Consider the following 18,435-nt stretch of genomic DNA (forward strand, 5'->3'; position numbering starts at 1 on the left):
ATGACACAATAGATACATCAAGAAATACTGTGAATATCAACAACCTTAGAGCGATTAATAAGTTCCAGGTGAAGCATCCCGATTGCCGCACCGCCTTAGATCGCTGGGTTAAGCTAACCCAAATCGCGCAATGGAAACGGCTATTGGATGTTCAAGCCACCTTCCCATCTGCCGAAGACGTGAAGGGCTGGATTGTTTTCAACATCAAAGGTAATAGCTATCGCCTAATTTCAACAATTCGGTATCCGGAACGCGAAGTTGATATTCACGAAATCATGACGCATGAGCAATACGACAGGTGGAAACCATGAGTACAACCTTAGAAGCACCAAAGGAATATTTAAAACTCATAAAACAATTTCCTCTTCTACCCATTAGCAGCGAGTCAAAACTCGATGCAGCGATTGAAGTGATGAAAGAACTAACACGCCCAAACAGAAAGCTAACCAATTCAGAAAGCGGTTATCTGAAAATTTTGACCGGCTTGATCAGAGAATATGAGTCAAAACATTATGCTCAGGCAACCAATTCACCGCAAGAGATTGTCGAGGCATTGATGGAAGAAGCAGGACTAAATCAGACAGCGTTAGCAGCAGAGTTGGGCATTGAACGATCAAATCTTTCTGCCTTTCTGTCCCACAATCGACAGCTAAGCAAAACCAATGCTCTAAAAATCGCAGAGCGATTCAAAATTGACATTACTGCATTGCTATAGCATTTATTTGAATTTAAAAATGGTGGAGGCGGCGAGAGAGTCCTGCTGCCCGACTCGAATTTGTGACAGAATACCGCTTTCAAGCATGGGGACTGGATTTCAGTTATTTGCTTCATTGTGTTGGATATCACTAGATTATACGGTCTACTACCTAAATTGTGCACAGTTTTGTGCACAACCACCGCCCAACTAGATTCTGCCAAACACCGTTGATTGGCACCGTTATCGACTTCATCACCTTACTTTACCTGCTCACGCAAACGTATTTCTTTCAAATACTTCTTATAATGGCTTACAAGTTGGTCGTCTGATATGGTTACTCCCGTCGTCCTTTTAATGTCGGATCGGATCTGTGAAAAATAGCCTCTAAGCACCGGCTCCTTAAGCTTGAGGCGTACTGCTATTTCTGCATAGCTTAAGCCTCGGGTTTTAAGTCTCAAAGCAGTGTGTTCATAGTGTCTGAATTGCTCAAAGACTTTTATCGGTACGTATGGACCAGCATAACGCAACGTGCGTCCGTAACGCAAAGCCTGCTTCCACCTCACATCTAGATTAGGGCGATTTATAAAGCCTGGTGGTGGATTCAGAAGCCACGTTAATAAGGATAAGCATCTGCGACGCCTATGCTCTCGGTACATACGCTGGTAGCCAAAATAATAGGCAATCAATTCCTGCTGGTTGTTAACCTTTAATTTCTTGGAAGCTGCACAAATTCGCGGACGAATGCTATTACGCTTTATGCTCATCCGGTCGGCTATCTCCACATCAGTTTTGTTATTCGCTAATAGCGATACTAACTCAAGTTCTTTCGGCGACAATTGGCTAGGAGGAGTAGGCATAAGCATCCATGGACGACGGCTCAAAGTCCAAATGATCTCTTCGTAAGTTGCTCTGGTCTGTCGCGCTTGCCTTGCCTGCTCTGCTTCTAACCTTTGCTGGTCTTTCTTTTGCCGACGTCTAACCTTTTTCGCTTGCTTCCGTAAGAAAATTTCCTTGATGAACCGAATATCGCCTTGAAGATCACTAAGCTGCTGGCTGATCTCAACCATCTCTCGTCGAAGTTGAACAATCACTTCTACATCGATTGCATGGTGAACATTCTGCATAACTGAAACATCCTCTACCAGAAGGCTACGGTCGGATCCACAGCCAGAGGCTAAATACTCCAATAACCAGATGCAGAATACCTAAAACCACTAGAGCCACCTGCAATGCGTGTGACGTTCTGAAGAAATATTCGCCATCAACACCTTTCTCCTTGTAGTGGCGCATACGGTCAGCCATAGGCATGTTGGCAGGCAATTCCTTGTTCAAATGTTCAATGTATTTCAACTCACGATTTGTATAAACAAATAGTTTGCCAGCAAGGCGCTCAAACTCTTCATTCCCAAATATTTGATTATAGGCAAAATATAGATATGCACCAGCAGAACCTATTCCCATAATTGCTGGTAACAGGAAAGCAATTTTCAGATCAGCAGCCTCTGGTCTCGACAAAACAAACGACATTATTGCGCCAGTGATACCATAAAAGAAAATCGTAAATTGAATCACTATTTTCAGATAGTCAACAACTTCCGAAGACAGTAATTTGTACCTTTCCCAAAGGATTTGTCTATCTGCCTCATCTTTTTCACTCTCTAAGCGCATTAGGGCATCACTCATAACTGTGTTCATATTTGTTCCACCTCATCTATCGTAATTTCCTCCCACTGTTGATCTCAAGGAGGATTAGATTACACATGCATAGACTACTAGAAAGCAACAATACTCGATTCAATCTTAATACGAAATTTCTCTACCTATCCAATAGCGCCTGGCATCCAGTATTCCATTCCGCACCTTGCCGATCCCAAAAACTCTTTTAACAAATTGCATCTATTTCGGCACTGCATGGTCACTAAATTGCCAGGTAAAATTAGAACTCTCCCACGGAAGGTGTTCATGCGCATTACCAAGAAGCACAATTTGGCAGTAGATAGGTTACAGACAAAGCTTTGTGAGTTGCTAAAAGCAATGCCAAGAGTTTCAATTCTTTCACCTTTAGTCTTGACGATCCTTGATAGCCCTCAGCTCAATATCGGTATCAGTCTAAGCGTCTTTGGTAGAGACATGCACCTAGACGTAAAAATTGACGAGCAGCATTTATGCTCTGTAGAAACGGACAGTCAAATGTTAGAGGATATAACATCTGCAATTCTAGGCAAATTCAATGAACTAGTTGCACCAGCATTTTATTACGACAACTATGAAATAGTATTTCGTCATTCCTTTGAAGATCAATTGAAAATACTTAGTACCACTGAGGGCACACCAGTCTGTAGATTCTGCAAAGAAACCGAACCGATTTCGACTTTTCACGATAAGGCTCATGCAATTCCAGAGTGCATAGGAAACAAGAATCTCTTCACTAAATACGAATGCGATAAATGCAATAAGATGTTCGGCATTGGCATGGAAAATCAATTCGGAAGCTGGAGCAACTTAGAACGAACGCTCTTTCTCATCAAAGGCAAAAAAGGCATTCCAAACTTCGAGGAGGGTAAGGAACAGATAGAATATATTGATAAAACCATAAAAATCAAAGTGGCTGATGAAACAAGCGTCACTTTCGACAACGAAAATTCACGAGTGGAATTAACGCTTACATATCGAACATTTATTCCAGAAGCCGTCCTTAAAACGTTCCACAAAATGGCACTATCCGTAATGCCTGACTCCGAAATGGGCAATTTTCAACATCTTTTACCTTGGATAAGACTGGCAAATCAGAAGCGACCATCCAATATACACGGCTCCTTGTTTTCCACATTTCACCCGGCGCCTCAGTTTCAGCTAGGCAATGTAGTTCTTCTAAAAAGAAGAAGTCCGGATTTAAGCTTGCCATATATGACGTTTGTACTATCGTTTGGGAAGTCGTGCTATCAATTGGTCTTATCCTCTTGCAATGAAAGAGAGTCCAAAGAAGTACCTTTAGTGCCTTTCTTTAATTGTTACAACGAAGAACTTCCATTGCTTGCCAAAACGTACATATTAGATTTTTCAAGTGATACACCCAACAATGTTCTACGGTCCGAAAGTTCGCCCTTCTATAGCATTCTCAAATGAAGTACCAATTCGCAGAATGGCACATCGGATCAAATTTAGAAGGTTTAGAAAGTGTGTTCGATGCCAGTCACGCGGAGGGAGCCCCAAACTGGCCGCGGCACTTGAAACGTTCTTGATATTTGGCGAGTGTGCAAGTCCACCGAACAGTCTTAAATCGTAAAGAAAGGCCAGGGGTTCCATAACAGTACAAACGTTCACATTCAGTTCTCGTAATTCTCGTTGTAAATCCGACAACTGCCCATCCTCCTTTCGCTCTGCTTCAATTACCAGCGAAAATATCTCTGTAGACTTTGGCTTAAACTGTTGAATGATCAAACACACTAAAACAAGTCGTTGCAACAACTTCCTAGATCCAAGCGATTTGGGGGGATTTTCATTGTTCAAATGAAGATTGGGTGCAATGTGATTCAGCAGATTCCTTAGAGACTCAGCATTTAATTCATCTAGAACTAGCGTTGAAACTAACGTAGCTCTCGTTAGGAATACCTCATCGTTAGCGTTTGACGCATAAACCCACTTAATTTGTCGTCCGGCCAAACTATTCAATGAACCATTCCACAACAACTTGTCACACGCTGTGCCAAAAGCCAAACTCAATTGCTTATATTGCTCGTTGAGTTCCTCAAGCGAAGAAACAAGTCTGTTAACCGCGCTCGCTATTGTTTGTTCATCGGACAAGGATTTCACAATTTCCGACGAAGGCGGCTCTACGACATATTGTTTCCAGTGTGGCCACTCTTCAAATGGGATACCTTCGACAAAGTCTCCTATCGCGGTCGATATCAATTCATTGCCAATTCGCATAGTACCGCGATGTAGTCCCCAGTAGTCCTGACACACTACAGAGCCGTCATCTCCAACAGAGAACCCCGATGCTCCTTCGTACTTTGTTAAGACATCCTGTCGAAAGAAAATTCTATCCAAATAGTCACAATCAACTCCCTCAAATGCATTTGCATCAGATTGATACTCATGATGAAATCGTCCTGGCGCAACAAGTCCGTTAATTGTGGGGAGAGTAAAAGCATGTAGATCAAAGGAAGGCGCTTCGGTCCAAGGATTCTCCAAATTTATACTTGGCGGTGGTATCTCAAACCATAAATGCAATCTATTCTGTAAAAATGGGTTTTCACGAGTAATGTCCGTTCGCAGTCCACAAACCTGGATAATCGCCTTGGTTTTCTTTCTTGCGCTACCTAAAATCAGCTCCCCTTTTTTGCATTTTGCTATTACTTCTTCTTCTGGATCAAACATATGAAGGTGTCGAAATTGTCCAACCAGCAAGGACAACTGACGAGACTTAAGATACCTCATGAGGTATTTGGTCCGAATCTCTACAATTTCCAGAGTATCTTCATTTATTAGCCGACGTCGAATTACTTCCTCCCCACGGCTAGGGTCCCACCAGATTCCAGTATCCGCAGGTTTTTCTTCAAGCTCCAAATAAAGCCAAAGATCTGGGTTGATGAAAAATTTGCTAGTGGTCTTTGCTAAACACAAATAAACTACTGGTTCCCCAGAAATGGGACTAAAGGGAATATTGAACTTATAGAAGGGAGAATAATTGTATTTTTGTTTTTGCCCGTCAATAGTGACCGTACCAACCGGTTTACCAAGTCCTTGCAAGACACTTCCAACCGATTTCAAACGATCAAATAATTTGGAGAATGCCCTGGTCGGTATAAGCAAACATTGCCGCATGACAAAATCTTCAACGTTGCTAGTATCCCGTCTAGATAAAACAGTATAGGAACCCAATCTAAACCACTCCCCATCAATACGATCGGCAAGGAGTTCTCTTGAGAAATCTAGTCCTGGAACACTAATTGCATCCGCTGGAATATCCTGTCTTTCAAGTATTTTTTTCATTGGAGCTGTTGTTCCTGTATCACAGGAAATTTTTCCAAAAGTGTACTAATTAGCACCAAATAGAGTAGCTTCATGATTACACATTATGGGGCTATCAGTTGGCGTTCCATTTCGTTGCCATTTTCTATCCAACGGCAAATGTATGGTTGACCACTATCGACAAAGAACCCCAGGTAGGTATAAACGAAATTAGCAATTGTCTGATCGACGGTTGCAGTACCAATCTCAAGAATAACTCGGTTGTTTGGCAAGTCTGGATGTCCCGCCTTCCATCGTTCCGAAAATATATGGACCTCTTTATCATTTAGTAATTCATCGTGAGATCCAAGCTTCGTTAATCGTTCTGGCACAAGATTATTTATTAAATCGACCACTTCATCACGCTCCTTGGTTAGTTGTGCAACACCATCCTGATCTTGCTCGATTAGCAAGGCTATATGCGCATCATAATGCCGTCGTGCTTCTTGTTGCAGTGTCAAAGCTATAGTTTTTGATAAAACCGGCCTGACGTCTGCTTTTAGATAACGATCATGCCACTGTTGTTGTTTGAGCGCCTGATGAAAATCAGGTTGGGAAACTATGTATGTCTTGTCCGTCCTCTTTAAGTCATAAAAATCCAAAATCCGAAGATCAGATTTTGTAGGAAGCTGTTGCCATTCAAGCTTCGTGATGTTGGCACCTCGCTCATTGTGAAAGTGCAAAAGAGCCAAACCAAGCTCTGATACAACCTCATATTCATCAGCAGAGCTAATCCCGAATTGCCTAACTAACTGGGTGCTTGCTCCAATTTGATAACATGCAACTTCGCAGTTACGACTTGGATCGTCCAAAAAGAACCAACAGGTTGGAATACCAGGAGGATGTTGTTCCACAGGTTTCACCCGCACATCTAATCGTCGACCGTTTTTCAAGTGAATAGATGTCGAATCATGAAATCCGGCGCCTTTATAGTACCGACCAATGATATCCATGACGACTTGGTTGACGCTTAAAGCCTGGTGGTCAGCAGTTCTTTCCAACCTTCTTTTCCAAACCTCGGGCAATCTCAGGCTATATGTAACGGTCTTCTCAGCGCTCATTTCATTCACCACCTCTGGCTACCAATTTCGATCATGATTACATTTTGTATTCACCACTACATTATGTGTTCTCATACAACCTGGTGTCAATACCTCACGATGCTGGTCAGTCCAGACAGGCGGATATCAAGAAGAGTTTTTCGGGATACTCAAGCAGATTGACTTCATCAATAATTCCTGCAAGAATATGCTTGCAATTTGCAAGTATGTAAATCCAGAGAAAATGACAATGCCACCAGACAATACATCAAGCCTAACTATACGTATTCCAGATGAGCACAGAAAACGATTGGACGAGGAAGCCAATCAGCTTGGCAGAAGCCTCAATCAGCATATGCTTAGACTGATAGACGCACACTTTCTCCAAATCGGGTACAGCAACAATTCGCTCATGTTATGCGGAAGACCATGCGAAGTACGATTCGAGCTAAGTGAAGACAATCCACATCAAACAACGTACACATTTTTAGTTATTGATCCAAAAAATGATAGAACACAAGCCTACTTTATGATTGGACTAGACCATACATTCCTCTCTGACTTAGGAGTCAAGGATAAGCATACTGTTGTTAAAGATGTTGGTCTTGCAGTACTGAGTTTCCACTTCCGCTGTGGAACGGAAATCTCCACGTTACGCTGGGATCAAGTCCCGCAAGCGCATTTCCTAAAACGAATACTTTCAATTGATGACGTGCCGAAAGAGGCAAAGACTGTGCAAGACTTTCTAAACATGTTGGATACTCTCAAGTGGACGGACCGGTACGCTTTCCCAAATCATGAGTCAGAGGCCATACGCACTTTGTTATTGGCCGCAATGAATGGCGCTGTTGTGAACAAGGATACATCTGATGGAGGCTCGGTAGAGTGCAATGGACAAATATTTCACAACCCTGCAAATCCGACTCTATATTTCAACCTCACACAAAAGATGTGCATCATGGAACTGCTCGAACTGCAGCCCCTGAAAAATGGCATAACCAACATTACATATCACATCACTACAAAAGGAAAGAACTATCTGAGCGGTTTATTGTCCTCATAACTCATACCTGCTCGAATGAGCGCAAAGAAAAATCCTTGTGGTTTTGAGAGGCCAAAGATGCAAACAATTACACCGGACTTAATTGCTACCGTAAAAGACAACGTGAAGATGTTGGACGTTATTTCCGAACACGTCACACTCCAGCCAGCTGGCAATCACTTTACGGGACTCTGCCCATTTCGCACCCACAGTGCTAAAACTCAGCCATCCTTTCAAGTTGACGCCGAGCGAGGCATATTTAAATGCATTGAGTGTGGCGAAGGTGGGGATGTCTTCGCTTTCGTGATGAAAACAAAGTCCGTTAATTTTCTTGATGCAGTTCGATATTTGATACATCAGCACAATTGTATTACCAAATTTATAACCTAGATCTCCCCAAGAGGATACAGCTATTGCATTCCGCTACCTTTGATACAAATGTCTATCCGCTCGACAGTGCTATAACGCAACTAGTAAAGGAACACGGTTTCTCTTGCGCTCATATCTCGGTGACCGAAAGGGAGCTTTATGGCACAACAATCGAGCGAGCAATATCCAGCACAATTCCTGAAACAGCCGTGTGGAACGAATCATATTATGATCACTCAGTGTACGGTCCTGTGACCATACCAGAAAGCTGGGTACTTGGTGAGTCAGAACTTGGCACGTGCTCTCTTGCTGGTAATCAGGAAGTCGATGTTCTTGAACTCATTCTGTCAATAATCGGCAACAATTCGTTTCCGCAGCGTGGCAAACGCACTCACTTGAGTAAAGGACAACGTCGGCAACTACGAGATGCCATGATTCTTACCGCGCACGTCAGAGATCAACGCGATATATTTGTTTCAAACGATACCAGAGCCTTTGTTAATAACGGGAGACGAGAAATTCTTCAAGACGTTTTGAAGACAAAGATCATGACAAAGGCAGAGTTTTTAGACTATTTGAAATCATTCAAGACTTATGTTCCGCAAAAAAAAAACAACCTGACGTCATGACCCGTCTATCGAAAGGCGAACCATATCTGGAGCAACTCTAGTTAGGTGCTTGGGCACCAACTATCCCACTGATAATGCTGGATCGTCAAAGCTGAATCTACTTGCGTCAGTTCCAGGTTTGTTTTTTGGTGGGTAGGTAATCCAACCTAAACTGCGTGTCAATAAATCTCGGACTACCATCTGGCATTGTTTCTTGTGGGCTAGAGTTTTCTAGTGCTTTTTCCCCGGCGGAATCGGCATAGTCAAAACCGTTACTTCGTACTAGCTTGATGTCCGAAATGGTTCCGTCACGCCAAAGTTTGAATTGAAATATTGACCAAGTAAATGTGCCTTTGTTGGGAACGTGGAAGTATCGACGAACCCTTTTTTGCATTCGCTCCATGTATGGTGAAAGGTCTGCAATTGACAAGCTTGAAGCAGTAATACCTTCCTGTTCATTTGAAAGTCTCAAATAAATTCTAAGCGGCTGCTTTGCTTGCAATGGTGGTGTATCCACATTACCTAACTTTAGAATTTGCTGCTGCGCAATTTTGAACATTCGTAGATCGTTAGTTGCTGTGCCTTTTATGTCTGAGATCTTGCCTGTGGAACTAACTGTAATTTCCATCTGGATGGGCACCGTTATCTCAGGATCCTTAATCCACGATTTTTTAATCTGAGTGACAATTTTGTCGCAATAGTCCGACATTGACCCGTCTGTTTTTACTGCAGATGTAGTTTGTGCAACAGTGTCTCCACAATAGACCAAGGGTTGTGCGGCTATATACAACATCATTGAGAGCAATACGGGAAACGGAACGGCTTTCACGGTGGACATTTTGGTTGAATTACTCCGGGTTTCATAGGCTACACTGATTGTTGCCGATTATCTCAGTTATTGGCGCTATATAACGAGGAACAGCAGCGATGGAGAGTAACTGAGTCCTCCTCGCCAATTATTCCACTTGTTTGTGAATTGAATCAATAGTAGGTGATGATTTTATGGACCTATACTCAGGTGGGGTCTCTCCAGTTTGCAAATCTACTGTCATTCTTAATCCATGATCACTGGCCAAGCCAGCAATTTCGGGGCAAGGTTTAAAGCGAACTGCTTGCAACTTCTCAACAATAGCTTGGTCGATGTTTGGCGAATTGGTTGACTGTATTATTCTGACGTTGCGAATTGCTCCATCTGCCTGTATATCAATTTGAACTATTGGGGCGCCTGTATGGAATCCAGCACTTTCCCACCAGGACGCAATATTTTGTCGGACTGTTTTGATGTGGACTGTTAGCCGTCGACCAGACTGACTGGTACATACCGGTGAAGTAACAATCCGATTTAGCGAATCTCGTGCCGGTTCAGGTCTAAAAACTGCATCCTTAATGTTACCAGTGTGAAGTTTCGACATGTTGAAGTAAAAAGCAATTGGCTTTGTTAGTGGACGTACCTTCGTCCACTCGGGGAGTGCCGGGAGCCTCATTTGCTTGATGGCATCCAATGCTTGCTTGTCTAATTTATCGTCACCGCTGCTTTCAATAACTACGACCCAAGCTAATGTACCGTCTGGCGCAATAGAAATCTCTGTTATTGGTCCGTTCTCACGAGTCCATGTCTCTGCCAAGGCGTAGAGCAATCTGTCGCGGTAACCAGGCGCATGAGACGCTAACTGAATGTTTTGTTGTGCATCAGCATAGCTACCACAATAAAATGCTATGACCAAGAGCAACACCTTATAAAAGAGTTTCATTGAGCACCTAATGACCATCCAATTTTTGTTTAAATAGAGTGTTAACAGAGTTACAGAGATTCGTTAGTGGATCGGTTGCACTTTGCAGTTGCTCAATTAGTTCGTTTACTTCTTTTCGAGTAAATTTGACACGTCTGTCAAATTCGTCTTCAAATGTAAAAGTATCGTCATTGATTAGAACGGGATTTCCAGTTATCTTCTCCAGCATAATTTTGATATATTCTGGCGGTAATTTGATCATTTGCTCGCACATCCATTTGCGAACCTGTAACTGATCTTCGAGCTTTATCATATTGTCTGCTCCTTTATATCATTCGCCACCACCGCAGACCTTACACGGAACGCCACCGCGCTGCTTCGCTTCCTTCCGGCTAATCTTAATGCAATTGACTGTGCAGCGCTTAGCCCAGATGCAATTTGGATCATGATATTTGAGGCTGTGAGTATTGAAATCCACAATGTCTTGAGGACTAGTAGCAGAAGCAGATTGCAGGGTGGCAAAGCCACTAGGTCTGTCGAGTAAATCGGGACAGACTGTTGTTGCCACCCCCAATGTGACAGCAAGAACAAGCAGTCGTCCCATAGATTAATCTCCGATAGACTTCGAGGTCTCAGTGGTACATATGCCCTAGAAGACTTCCACAGCCATGCACTTCCACGATAAAAGTAAAGTATGTTTACTTCTCTAGCTATATGAAAATTGTACGGTCTACGACTTTAATCTTTGGGTTGATTGCCGCTCTATGGTTGCCGGTCTTTGCTCAAGAAACAACCGGAAAAGTAGTCGGTGTCAGCGATGGAGATACGTTAACAGTTTTGGCAAATCAACAATTAATACGTATCCGCTTAGCCAAAATTGATTGCCCAGAAAAACATCAGCCGTTTGGTCAAAAAGCCAAACAATTTACTTCTTCGCTCTCTTATAACAAAACCGTAACTCTAAAAGAGCATGGAAAGGACAGGTACGGTCGAACAATTGGCACTGTGTTGTTACCGGATGGCCGTAGCCTGAACAAAGAACTAGTGAGGACAGGACTCGCTTGGTGGTATTCCAAATACGCACCAAATGACACTGAACTTGATCAATTGCAGTTGCAAGCCAGAGAAACAAAGAAAGGACTATGGTCAGATTCAAATCCAATCCCACCTTGGGAGTTCAGGAAGCAAGAAAAACACGATAAATATTCGACAGCACATCCAACGCTACCAAAACCTGGTCCGGCTAGCCCAGAATGAATAATAATCGCCGTACTGAGCTACAGCTCGTGCGTCTATCCGCATTAATTGAAACGTCTTTGTTTGCAGTCCTCTCCTAAACCTAATCTGGACGGTCGTGCCCGGGACACCTCGAACTAGACGCTGGAACGTTGCTGGATTGTAAGCCTTTCCATTAACCTCAATAACTTGATCGCCCGGATTAACTCCCTGTCGATTAGCATCACTCTGAGGAAAAACAAGCATTACTTCAGCCGTAGCAAGATTTATTTTGATTCCTAGGACACCAATCGGCGTCTGTCCATGCTTTTGAGCAGGCGCACGTTCTTCCTTGCCCTCTAATACCCATCTGTTGCTGTTTTCATCCGCAGACAATGGAAACCGTTGGTGCACAGAGTCATATAGCATTGAGGCGTCTGCGTTCCCTTGTTGTGGTAAACGAGATGAATTGTTGTCTAGACTACCTGACCTGTAGCTACCAAACGACTCAGTGACTTGGCTACGGCTTCCCTGTCCCTGAATGGCAGTATCCAGAGAACCGTTTCTCTCAGCTCGCAAGTCGAACGTCTGAGCCATTGCAAGCTGTACGTGAAACAATCCGATAATGAGTATCGCAGAATAGACTCGCATAGCAGTCATCAACGCAAAAGTAGAACAAGTATTCTCAAGACTATTTTAGCTCTTATAGCCACCTTGAGAAAATTGTTAATTCAGCTCAGAATCCGCAAAGGTTACTTTTACTGAAAAGACATCTGCCAGTTTAATCATCGTAATTAGACTGGGGTTCTTCAAGCCACGTTCAAGTTGTGAAACCCAGGCTCTATCAGCATTTAGCTCGCCAGCCAGGTCTTCCTGCGTCCAGCCAGCGCCTTCACGCATCTGGCGAAGTAATGCCCCAAATTTGACTACGGGATTAGTCTTTTTCACCCTAATATTTAATCTTGGGGAAGCGATAACTTCCAGAAGCTATCGCTTCCGCTTATATTAGTAATAGACGTGGAAAGGATTTAATTAATGTCGATCAGAATGGTAATTTTATTGATGCTTACATTAATGCCACCATCCCTGGCACGTCCCATACCAGATGGAACGCCAATAATTGGCAGAGACAATACTTTTATCACCGCATCTCTTGATGATATTGAGTTAGGAATACCTCTTGAACACTTTCAGCAAATTGCAACCGTTAAACAATGGCCCCTCAGCTATGTATCTGGTGAAGGCCTCTTAGGGAAAAGAGGTGACTGCAAGGTCTTGCAGTGGACCAGCACTACTGTCAAAGCGCCAACTTTGCTAGGACATTTACTGCAATCAACACATTTCACTTTTGTAAATGACAATCATACTTACCGGTTGTCCTCAATAGAAGGGCAAATACCGCTGAACTCTTTCGAGTCATTCGCGACAGACGTTCACCAAAAGTATGGATCGCCTGATGATCACGATGAAAATAGCAAGTTCGTGCTATTGAATTGGACTCATGGAAAGGATCGTTTTTGTATTCTAATCAGCAAGGGTGATGATTATTTGACCACTATCGTTAGTGATATTCGCCTGGCGAATCTCGGATTGCTTCAAGAGGGAGGAACTCTTGAGCTAGCCAAACAAATGGCAGTCATATCACCGCAAATTAAAGCCTCTAGGGGCATAGCGGATTTATCCGCTGCACCGCTAGCAGAAGTTGTTGTTGCATTGGATACTTCCCCTCGCAATTCACGAGAATATTTTGCAGCCAAAGAATCCTTATATCGTCGAAAAGACACAGAGCGTACTCAAGATATCCTCAAAGCAATGGATCTGATTACATTTGGCTCAGAAACATATTCATTACTTTATTCAATAGCCATTCGTCGTGGAGCAGATCCATTTGAAAAATTGCCCATCTCAACTCTTCTTCCGCTGATGATAGAAAATCGAGATTCAAGCTGGGGCGGACAGTTATGGAACAACTTGCACAAACGTCTTCCGAGACTATCGAATAGTGAATTATCCGAAATTGTCAATCTACTTTGGCGATATCCTCGATATCGTTGGTCGCTCGAGGAAGAAATGCAAAAGCGTGGTATGTCACGCTAAGTGCGGTGCGTGGCAAAAAAGACAGACCGTGTTCTCAGGAGTTACTAGTATGGCTGCCCTATCCAAACTTTCACTGTTCGGTTACATAACAGTCATTATCTGCACGATGAGTATGCACTCCGTACACGCGCTGGATTCTTCATCGGACTTGATAATATCGCCGGGACTTGGCTTAGGAAAAATTCGGCTCGGCATGTCGGCTGATAAGGTCAAAAATCTTCTTGGCAAACCAACAAGTACAGAAAAGCAGGTTTGGCACTATTCATCAAAGCAAAACTTCCTAAACATCTATTTTGATACCGGAAAGGTATCCGAAATCGAATTTGATTCGAGGCGATTTCACACATCAACCGGCATTAGCATCGCCAGTTATCAAAATCAACGGTGGAGACCGTTGTTTAAGTATTCAGAGGCGAGAGGCGGAGCAATTAATTTCCAAAAGGCCGAACTAAAGACTGGCGGTCTGAGTTTTTTTGTAGTCAACCCAGAAAACAATGCTGGTTATCCACCTGCTCCCAGCAGGTATGATACCGGAGTGGTATATAACACGACCAGTCCTAAAAAGGGTGGGATTAAAGTTGACAATTGGGAACCTTTACCTAGCTCGGCTGCTAATATAGCGCCGTCACCATCGGGCTTCACGCTTCCACAAGAAAACAAAGAATGCACATCTGATTACGGTGAACCTTATTACGGAGTAACTTATGGCCCTGTCCGTTTAGGAGTGTCTTTTAAGTGCTGGAAAGAGATGTTAGATGACCTAGGATATTCTGGTCTCATAGAAAAGATTCCTCCATCACGAAATAATATAACCACTGCTAACTACATATTGACGCGTCCAGCTCAAGACATGTGGGGCAATCCCTGGGAGCCGATATACACGTTCGTTGATGACAAAGGTGTCTACCGCCTTGCATTGATTATGGGTTCATTTGGTCTAGATGCTCAGTCTGATTTGATTACCCACATCACAGAAAAGCAAGGTGAGCCGGATACCGAAAGTGAACCCGGTGCCTTTGTATGGACAAAGAACGACACCAGAATCATGGTCAGTCGCAACAGAGACGAAATCATTGTCTCAATGTACCAGAATGACCTTTTCCAGAAACTCAAAGCTAGTGCTGCACATTAATGAGCTATATCCATCATCAAGAAAGAGGGGGCTGGCGTACAGGGTGTCTTACCCGATTGAAAAACTTAAACCTGAACTGGTCTTTGAGCATCCGAACATTCGGCGGACTTCCTCTTCTTATTGCTCCAGTTCTGAGTTCTTCAATCAAAACCCCAAGTGTCACTGGGATTGCTACCAGTTTACGTACCGGTCGCCTTGCGTCCTCTGGCTTGTGTTCACTACCTTTTTCCAAGTAAGTCACTTCTGAAGGAAACAATCTACCCAGGTTAGACATGCATGACAGTCGCTTGCGAAAGTCGCTTTCCCAGGAACCTCTCTGCCTGCACTGGCAGCAAACACACAAACCAGTCCATCGATTGCTGCCGCTAAGAAAAGATCCAGCAAAGGATGTTACCAGTACCTTTTCGCAGCATTTTGGACACGTCCCAGTCAACCAATCATTACGCCAAGCCAACAACAAATAACCAACAACGAGTGGTGTAGCTCTATCGGAATACGCCAAGGAATACCTGGCAAAAGCTGGACGGCAGAAGAAATATTCGCCACAGGCGAAAATGTCCTTTTCATGTTTAATAATTTGCTGAATATTGTCGCAAAAAAGCTTCCACTCTCTTGCTTCATCAATTTGATTGTTTGATTGTGGATTATAGCCAGCAAAAATAATCGTCATAACAGAACCTCGCTTTAGCTGAATTTTTAAAGCGCCAGCAAGCTGAGAAGTCTCAAATCGGCGCCACTTCCATGCTAACAAACCCCTAGGCTCGCCACCTCTGGACTCTCACAACATTTTCCGTCTTGCTTGTCTGGTGAACACAAAGTCGACCAAACTCTATACCTGACTATCCCCACCGAATTACTAGGACATTTAATGAGATAACCCAGAAACATTATTAAACAAAACGCCGTACCGGAAATTAATGAATCCTCCAGTGGGTATAAGTCCAAAAAAGTACTTCGTATCTCAGGAAAACAACTTATGGCTGGAATGATTCAAATTCTAACCGACATGCTTGCTGTCTACTTAATCGTCAAGGGCATTGAAGTTTTACAAATCGCACTCGCGTCAACCAGGCAGCAACGGAGTGGCATTATTACGATAGGAATACTGACGTTATTTACATGCATCTACGCTGCCTGGTTTTTTGTAAATTGGCAAGATGAACAGGCAAAATCAATGCAAAACACTATGAAGACAATCCAGGAATAACCATCGTTAAAACACTTGGCTGATCAACGCCTCAACATTTGGAGGCATAAGTTTTTAAGATATTGGTGGAGACGGAACAGTGATCAAAGAGTCCCCTAAAAAACTAGAATCTGCACCTTTCAACCGCCTAGTAGAGGCATGGCTATTCCGAAAGAGCAAGCGTTTCCCCATTGCTGTAATCAAAGACCTCAGGCAACAGCTAATTAAGCAACACTATCGATGTGCATTGTCCAAGGCCCCTCTAATCTTTGACAAAAGAAAAGGAACACCAATCAAAAGGAAGGGATGTCATCCTCTGTATGCGGCTATAGATCATAAAGTGCCGGGAGACACAACCCGCGGTTTCCAAGTCGTATGTTACGACATAAACGATCTTAAGGGGCACATGCCGAGTGACTGCTTTAAAGCCCTGAGGCGCACGAAGGCATGGAAGCAACTAATGCTCAATTGGAAAAAACAGGCCGAAATTAGTATTTCAGACATTACCGCACTAAAACAACTAATTCCACCAAAAATTATCCATGAAACCGCAGCTAAATCAAACGAACTTTAAATGGACGTGTTGATGAATCAACAAGAAAGAATCGAGCTTGGAAAACTAGTCGGTAGAGTAGCAGATTTTGTTGAGCAATTTCCTCACCGTTCAGCTGACACAATCCCATTTGACCTGATTGGTTCGGTTCTTTACAAACCGTTGTTAGTTGGGCTTGTATCCGCTCGATTAACTGGATCTCGACTAAGCACGAGCCTCTTCTTAAACACATTCAAGTGGCGGCTAAGCATAGAACAATGTAGCTTCGGCACCCAGAGCATTGGTGTGCACCAGGAAGAAGTAACTCCCGCGACCTTATTGCTTGAGGCAGGAATAGCAATGACACCTCCAACCACTCAGGCTAATGCAAGAGCGGCATACACTCTGATTAGATACGGTGATTATTTTGATCAACTTCGAGCAAACGATTGTAAGAATCTTGTGTTGCCTATCGAATGCATAGAAATGGAGTCCCGGTTAAAGACTCAGATCAGTGAGGAGTTATCACTTGGAATATCCTTTTTGCTGATGAAACGCTACCTTGGCGTCCTTCATATTGCAGATGTCTCTCATGCAATCGTTCACAATTTTGTACAGCTGAAGTCACGCAAAAACAAAAAGCGTCCTGACTTTTGTTGTTTGGTTCAAGATAGGCTCTGCTTTGTTGAAAGCAAAGGCAGAGTAACATCCGTAGCTTCAGCCATCAAGCAGGGTCTGGAACAGCTAGCTTCCGTGGAATCCATTAGCATTCCGCCCTATCAGCACCACTACCTCATTGCCACACACTTTGCATTTGAGAACGGCAAAGTGCCAACTACTACTCATATCGTTGATCCAACATTTGAAAACGATCAACCCAAGTCAGTGGATGCAGTAGCTCAACTCATTCGTCTCTCTTATGCCAAAGCTTTTAGATATGCTCATCGGGACGATCTAGCCGATAGTTTAGTTCGGGGAAAGAATCTAGACATTGATAATTTCGATCTCACAGAAAATGACTTCAAAGCAATCGGGTTTGACCCGTTTGGAAATCTAATGCTCATTAGTAGTGAAGTTTTAGGACAGCTCAGAGACAATAACATCTCTAGCTTACTAAGCTTAATAGAACCTCGTCAATTTTCGCAACTAAATAAGATTGTGCTATCCAACGGCATAGCCTTGCGTATTCCCACTTAACCAAGTTATTACCGTTTGTGCGATTTTGTTAGTCCCCTCGTTTTGCTATTTCGACATCAATCTTTGCCTTAGCACTTTTATAGTCTGCTTGCACAGTGCTTAAGTCACTTTTACCATCAGCCGCAAAAAATGACTTAGGACGAATTTGTTGCACAAATCGTTCCAGAGTTGCTTTAATATCGATTGGTTTAGTAATCTGTCCTAGCGAATGACTATAACTATAGACAACAAGTCCGTCAAGCTTGTCAGCAGTCGAGATGGCTGCATTCAAGTTAGCAAAATCGGTGGGCGAAGAGCCTTCAATTACTTCTTCTAGGACATGATTCTGTAATTTGCAAAATTCTTTAATTTGCTCTTCCTGCTCTTTCGTTGTGGGTAATCCTGCATACCCGCATACATAACCAACTAATTTCATAGAGGTATCCTCCATCTCTCATATCAGTACATCACATTATTAACACTGATAGAGTAGACTACGCCAAGCTTTTAACACAATTGATAAATGCCACCGATCAAGCATTATAAACGACCGCATTTGGAATCTGTAACAATTCGATCCTGACTCTATTACAGCTAT

The 18,435-nt window shown here is 43.1% G+C and carries 24 protein-coding genes; 12 read left to right on the forward strand and 12 right to left on the reverse strand.

What is annotated here, in order from left to right:
- Positions 1-29: 29 nt before the first annotated feature.
- Together K2Y22_03920 and K2Y22_03925 are read left to right on the forward strand one after the other, a co-directional pair.
- Positions 30-311, forward strand: a complete 282-nt coding sequence (locus K2Y22_03920) for a type II toxin-antitoxin system HigB family toxin (GenBank protein MBX9877583.1) — start codon at positions 30-32, stop codon at positions 309-311.
- A complete protein-coding gene (locus tag K2Y22_03925) occupies positions 308-715 on the forward strand; it encodes a helix-turn-helix domain-containing protein (protein MBX9877584.1) in 408 nt (135 codons plus the stop codon). Before K2Y22_03920 ends, K2Y22_03925 begins: the two co-directional genes overlap by 4 nt.
- A gap of 239 nt (positions 716-954) precedes the next feature.
- Here K2Y22_03925 and K2Y22_03930 read toward each other — a convergent pair whose 3' ends face one another.
- Together K2Y22_03930 and K2Y22_03935 are read right to left on the reverse strand one after the other, a co-directional pair.
- On the reverse strand, positions 955-1,821 hold the full coding sequence (locus K2Y22_03930; protein MBX9877585.1) for a LuxR C-terminal-related transcriptional regulator: 867 nt from the start codon (positions 1,819-1,821) through the stop codon (positions 955-957).
- Positions 1,822-1,846: 25 nt separating this feature from the next.
- A complete protein-coding gene (locus K2Y22_03935; GenBank protein ID MBX9877586.1) occupies positions 1,847-2,392 on the reverse strand; it encodes a hypothetical protein in 546 nt (181 codons plus the stop codon).
- Positions 2,393-2,659: 267 nt separating this feature from the next.
- Between K2Y22_03935 and K2Y22_03940 the strand changes: the two genes are divergently transcribed.
- Positions 2,660-3,823 carry an HNH endonuclease gene (locus tag K2Y22_03940; GenBank protein MBX9877587.1) on the forward strand — a complete coding sequence of 388 codons (1,164 nt, stop codon included), beginning with the start codon at positions 2,660-2,662 and terminating at the stop codon, positions 3,821-3,823.
- Here the strand turns inward: K2Y22_03940 and K2Y22_03945 are convergent.
- Together K2Y22_03945 and K2Y22_03950 are read right to left on the reverse strand one after the other, a co-directional pair.
- Positions 3,782-5,692 carry a hypothetical protein gene (locus tag K2Y22_03945; protein MBX9877588.1) on the reverse strand — a complete coding sequence of 637 codons (1,911 nt, stop codon included), beginning with the start codon at positions 5,690-5,692 and terminating at the stop codon, positions 3,782-3,784. The two genes, K2Y22_03940 and K2Y22_03945, sit on opposite strands and share 42 nt — an antisense overlap.
- An 83-nt stretch (positions 5,693-5,775) precedes the next feature.
- The gene (locus K2Y22_03950; protein ID MBX9877589.1) at positions 5,776-6,771 is read right to left on the reverse strand and encodes a hypothetical protein; all 996 of its coding nucleotides are present in this window, start codon (positions 6,769-6,771) and stop codon (positions 5,776-5,778) included.
- 229 nt (positions 6,772-7,000) lie between these two features.
- Between K2Y22_03950 and K2Y22_03955 the strand changes: the two genes are divergently transcribed.
- From K2Y22_03955 to K2Y22_03965, 3 genes are read left to right on the forward strand one after another with little or no spacing between them, the layout of a single operon-like run.
- Positions 7,001-7,813, forward strand: a complete 813-nt coding sequence (locus K2Y22_03955; GenBank protein MBX9877590.1) for a hypothetical protein — start codon at positions 7,001-7,003, stop codon at positions 7,811-7,813.
- Positions 7,814-7,870: 57 nt separating this feature from the next.
- Positions 7,871-8,182: a hypothetical protein gene (locus K2Y22_03960; protein MBX9877591.1), complete on the forward strand. Its 312-nt coding sequence runs from the start codon at positions 7,871-7,873 to the stop codon at positions 8,180-8,182.
- Positions 8,183-8,205: 23 nt separating this feature from the next.
- Positions 8,206-8,790: a hypothetical protein gene (locus K2Y22_03965; GenBank protein MBX9877592.1), complete on the forward strand. Its 585-nt coding sequence runs from the start codon at positions 8,206-8,208 to the stop codon at positions 8,788-8,790.
- Positions 8,791-8,896: 106 nt separating this feature from the next.
- On the opposite strand, the gene K2Y22_03970 is transcribed toward K2Y22_03965, so the two are convergent.
- From K2Y22_03970 to K2Y22_03985, 4 genes are all read right to left on the reverse strand, one after another.
- A complete protein-coding gene (locus tag K2Y22_03970) occupies positions 8,897-9,607 on the reverse strand; it encodes a TonB C-terminal domain-containing protein (GenBank protein ID MBX9877593.1) in 711 nt (236 codons plus the stop codon).
- 118 nt (positions 9,608-9,725) lie between these two features.
- Positions 9,726-10,520, reverse strand: coding sequence for an energy transducer TonB (locus tag K2Y22_03975; protein MBX9877594.1), 795 nt, complete (start codon positions 10,518-10,520; stop codon positions 9,726-9,728).
- A gap of 7 nt (positions 10,521-10,527) precedes the next feature.
- Complete coding sequence (locus tag K2Y22_03980) at positions 10,528-10,812, reverse strand: hypothetical protein (protein MBX9877595.1); 285 nt, start codon at positions 10,810-10,812, stop codon at positions 10,528-10,530.
- A gap of 18 nt (positions 10,813-10,830) precedes the next feature.
- Positions 10,831-11,103 (reverse strand): hypothetical protein, encoded by a 273-nt coding sequence (locus tag K2Y22_03985; protein ID MBX9877596.1) that lies wholly within the window; start codon positions 11,101-11,103, stop codon positions 10,831-10,833.
- Positions 11,104-11,336: 233 nt separating this feature from the next.
- On the opposite strand from K2Y22_03985, the gene K2Y22_03990 reads away from it, so the two are divergent.
- A complete protein-coding gene (locus tag K2Y22_03990) occupies positions 11,337-11,756 on the forward strand; it encodes a thermonuclease family protein (GenBank protein MBX9877597.1) in 420 nt (139 codons plus the stop codon).
- Here K2Y22_03990 and K2Y22_03995 read toward each other — a convergent pair.
- Both K2Y22_03995 and K2Y22_04000 read right to left on the reverse strand, forming a co-directional pair.
- Positions 11,724-12,365, reverse strand: coding sequence for a PDZ domain-containing protein (locus K2Y22_03995; protein MBX9877598.1), 642 nt, complete (start codon positions 12,363-12,365; stop codon positions 11,724-11,726). The two genes, K2Y22_03990 and K2Y22_03995, sit on opposite strands and share 33 nt — an antisense overlap.
- Positions 12,366-12,440: 75 nt before the next feature.
- Positions 12,441-12,662, reverse strand: a complete 222-nt coding sequence (locus K2Y22_04000) for a helix-turn-helix domain-containing protein (protein MBX9877599.1) — start codon at positions 12,660-12,662, stop codon at positions 12,441-12,443.
- Between the two features lie 87 nt (positions 12,663-12,749).
- Between K2Y22_04000 and K2Y22_04005 the strand changes: the two genes are divergently transcribed.
- Together K2Y22_04005 and K2Y22_04010 are read left to right on the forward strand one after the other, a co-directional pair.
- Positions 12,750-13,811, forward strand: a complete 1,062-nt coding sequence (locus tag K2Y22_04005) for a hypothetical protein (protein MBX9877600.1) — start codon at positions 12,750-12,752, stop codon at positions 13,809-13,811.
- Between the two features lie 193 nt (positions 13,812-14,004).
- On the forward strand, positions 14,005-14,943 hold the full coding sequence (locus tag K2Y22_04010; GenBank protein ID MBX9877601.1) for a hypothetical protein: 939 nt from the start codon (positions 14,005-14,007) through the stop codon (positions 14,941-14,943).
- A gap of 16 nt (positions 14,944-14,959) precedes the next feature.
- Here the strand turns inward: K2Y22_04010 and K2Y22_04015 are convergent, their stop codons facing one another.
- Positions 14,960-15,613: a hypothetical protein gene (locus tag K2Y22_04015; GenBank protein ID MBX9877602.1), complete on the reverse strand. Its 654-nt coding sequence runs from the start codon at positions 15,611-15,613 to the stop codon at positions 14,960-14,962.
- Between the two features lie 306 nt (positions 15,614-15,919).
- On the opposite strand from K2Y22_04015, the gene K2Y22_04020 reads away from it, so the two are divergent.
- The 3 genes from K2Y22_04020 (at position 15,920) to K2Y22_04030 (ending at position 17,858) form a co-directional block, all read left to right on the forward strand.
- A complete protein-coding gene (locus K2Y22_04020; GenBank protein MBX9877603.1) occupies positions 15,920-16,150 on the forward strand; it encodes a hypothetical protein in 231 nt (76 codons plus the stop codon).
- A 79-nt stretch (positions 16,151-16,229) separates the two neighbouring features.
- Positions 16,230-16,703 (forward strand): hypothetical protein, encoded by a 474-nt coding sequence (locus K2Y22_04025; GenBank protein MBX9877604.1) that lies wholly within the window; start codon positions 16,230-16,232, stop codon positions 16,701-16,703.
- Between the two features lie 12 nt (positions 16,704-16,715).
- Positions 16,716-17,858 carry a hypothetical protein gene (locus tag K2Y22_04030; GenBank protein ID MBX9877605.1) on the forward strand — a complete coding sequence of 381 codons (1,143 nt, stop codon included), beginning with the start codon at positions 16,716-16,718 and terminating at the stop codon, positions 17,856-17,858.
- Positions 17,859-17,886: 28 nt separating this feature from the next.
- On the opposite strand, the gene K2Y22_04035 is transcribed toward K2Y22_04030, so the two are convergent.
- Positions 17,887-18,273 carry a hypothetical protein gene (locus tag K2Y22_04035; GenBank protein MBX9877606.1) on the reverse strand — a complete coding sequence of 129 codons (387 nt, stop codon included), beginning with the start codon at positions 18,271-18,273 and terminating at the stop codon, positions 17,887-17,889.
- Positions 18,274-18,435 lie beyond the last annotated feature (162 nt).

This window comes from Candidatus Obscuribacterales bacterium (assembly GCA_019744775.1).
Classification (GTDB): domain Bacteria; phylum Cyanobacteriota; class Vampirovibrionia; order Obscuribacterales; family Obscuribacteraceae; genus SBAT01.

Excerpts from the sequence above, each read along its gene's own strand:
- K2Y22_03970 (MBX9877593.1), bottom strand. The coding sequence starts at position 9,607 with ATGTCCACCGTGAAAGCCGTTCCGTTTCCCGTATTGCTCTCAATGATG.
- K2Y22_04005 (MBX9877600.1), top strand. The coding sequence starts at position 12,750 with ATGTCGATCAGAATGGTAATTTTATTGATGCTTACATTAATGCCACCA.
- K2Y22_03955 (MBX9877590.1), top strand. The coding sequence starts at position 7,001 with ATGCCACCAGACAATACATCAAGCCTAACTATACGTATTCCAGATGAG.
- K2Y22_03950 (MBX9877589.1), bottom strand. The coding sequence starts at position 6,771 with ATGAGCGCTGAGAAGACCGTTACATATAGCCTGAGATTGCCCGAGGTT.
- K2Y22_03975 (MBX9877594.1), bottom strand. The coding sequence starts at position 10,520 with ATGAAACTCTTTTATAAGGTGTTGCTCTTGGTCATAGCATTTTATTGT.
- K2Y22_03995 (MBX9877598.1), bottom strand. The coding sequence starts at position 12,365 with ATGCGAGTCTATTCTGCGATACTCATTATCGGATTGTTTCACGTACAG.
- K2Y22_03960 (MBX9877591.1), top strand. The coding sequence starts at position 7,871 with ATGCAAACAATTACACCGGACTTAATTGCTACCGTAAAAGACAACGTG.
- K2Y22_03985 (MBX9877596.1), bottom strand. The coding sequence starts at position 11,103 with ATGGGACGACTGCTTGTTCTTGCTGTCACATTGGGGGTGGCAACAACA.
- K2Y22_03925 (MBX9877584.1), top strand. The coding sequence starts at position 308 with ATGAGTACAACCTTAGAAGCACCAAAGGAATATTTAAAACTCATAAAA.
- K2Y22_03935 (MBX9877586.1), bottom strand. The coding sequence starts at position 2,392 with ATGAACACAGTTATGAGTGATGCCCTAATGCGCTTAGAGAGTGAAAAA.
- K2Y22_03930 (MBX9877585.1), bottom strand. The coding sequence starts at position 1,821 with ATGCAGAATGTTCACCATGCAATCGATGTAGAAGTGATTGTTCAACTT.
- K2Y22_03945 (MBX9877588.1), bottom strand. The coding sequence starts at position 5,692 with ATGAAAAAAATACTTGAAAGACAGGATATTCCAGCGGATGCAATTAGT.
- K2Y22_04010 (MBX9877601.1), top strand. The coding sequence starts at position 14,005 with ATGTCGGCTGATAAGGTCAAAAATCTTCTTGGCAAACCAACAAGTACA.
- K2Y22_04030 (MBX9877605.1), top strand. The coding sequence starts at position 16,716 with ATGAATCAACAAGAAAGAATCGAGCTTGGAAAACTAGTCGGTAGAGTA.
- K2Y22_03980 (MBX9877595.1), bottom strand. The coding sequence starts at position 10,812 with ATGATAAAGCTCGAAGATCAGTTACAGGTTCGCAAATGGATGTGCGAG.
- K2Y22_04020 (MBX9877603.1), top strand. The coding sequence starts at position 15,920 with ATGGCTGGAATGATTCAAATTCTAACCGACATGCTTGCTGTCTACTTA.
- K2Y22_03940 (MBX9877587.1), top strand. The coding sequence starts at position 2,660 with ATGCGCATTACCAAGAAGCACAATTTGGCAGTAGATAGGTTACAGACA.
- K2Y22_04015 (MBX9877602.1), bottom strand. The coding sequence starts at position 15,613 with ATGACGATTATTTTTGCTGGCTATAATCCACAATCAAACAATCAAATT.
- K2Y22_04035 (MBX9877606.1), bottom strand. The coding sequence starts at position 18,273 with ATGAAATTAGTTGGTTATGTATGCGGGTATGCAGGATTACCCACAACG.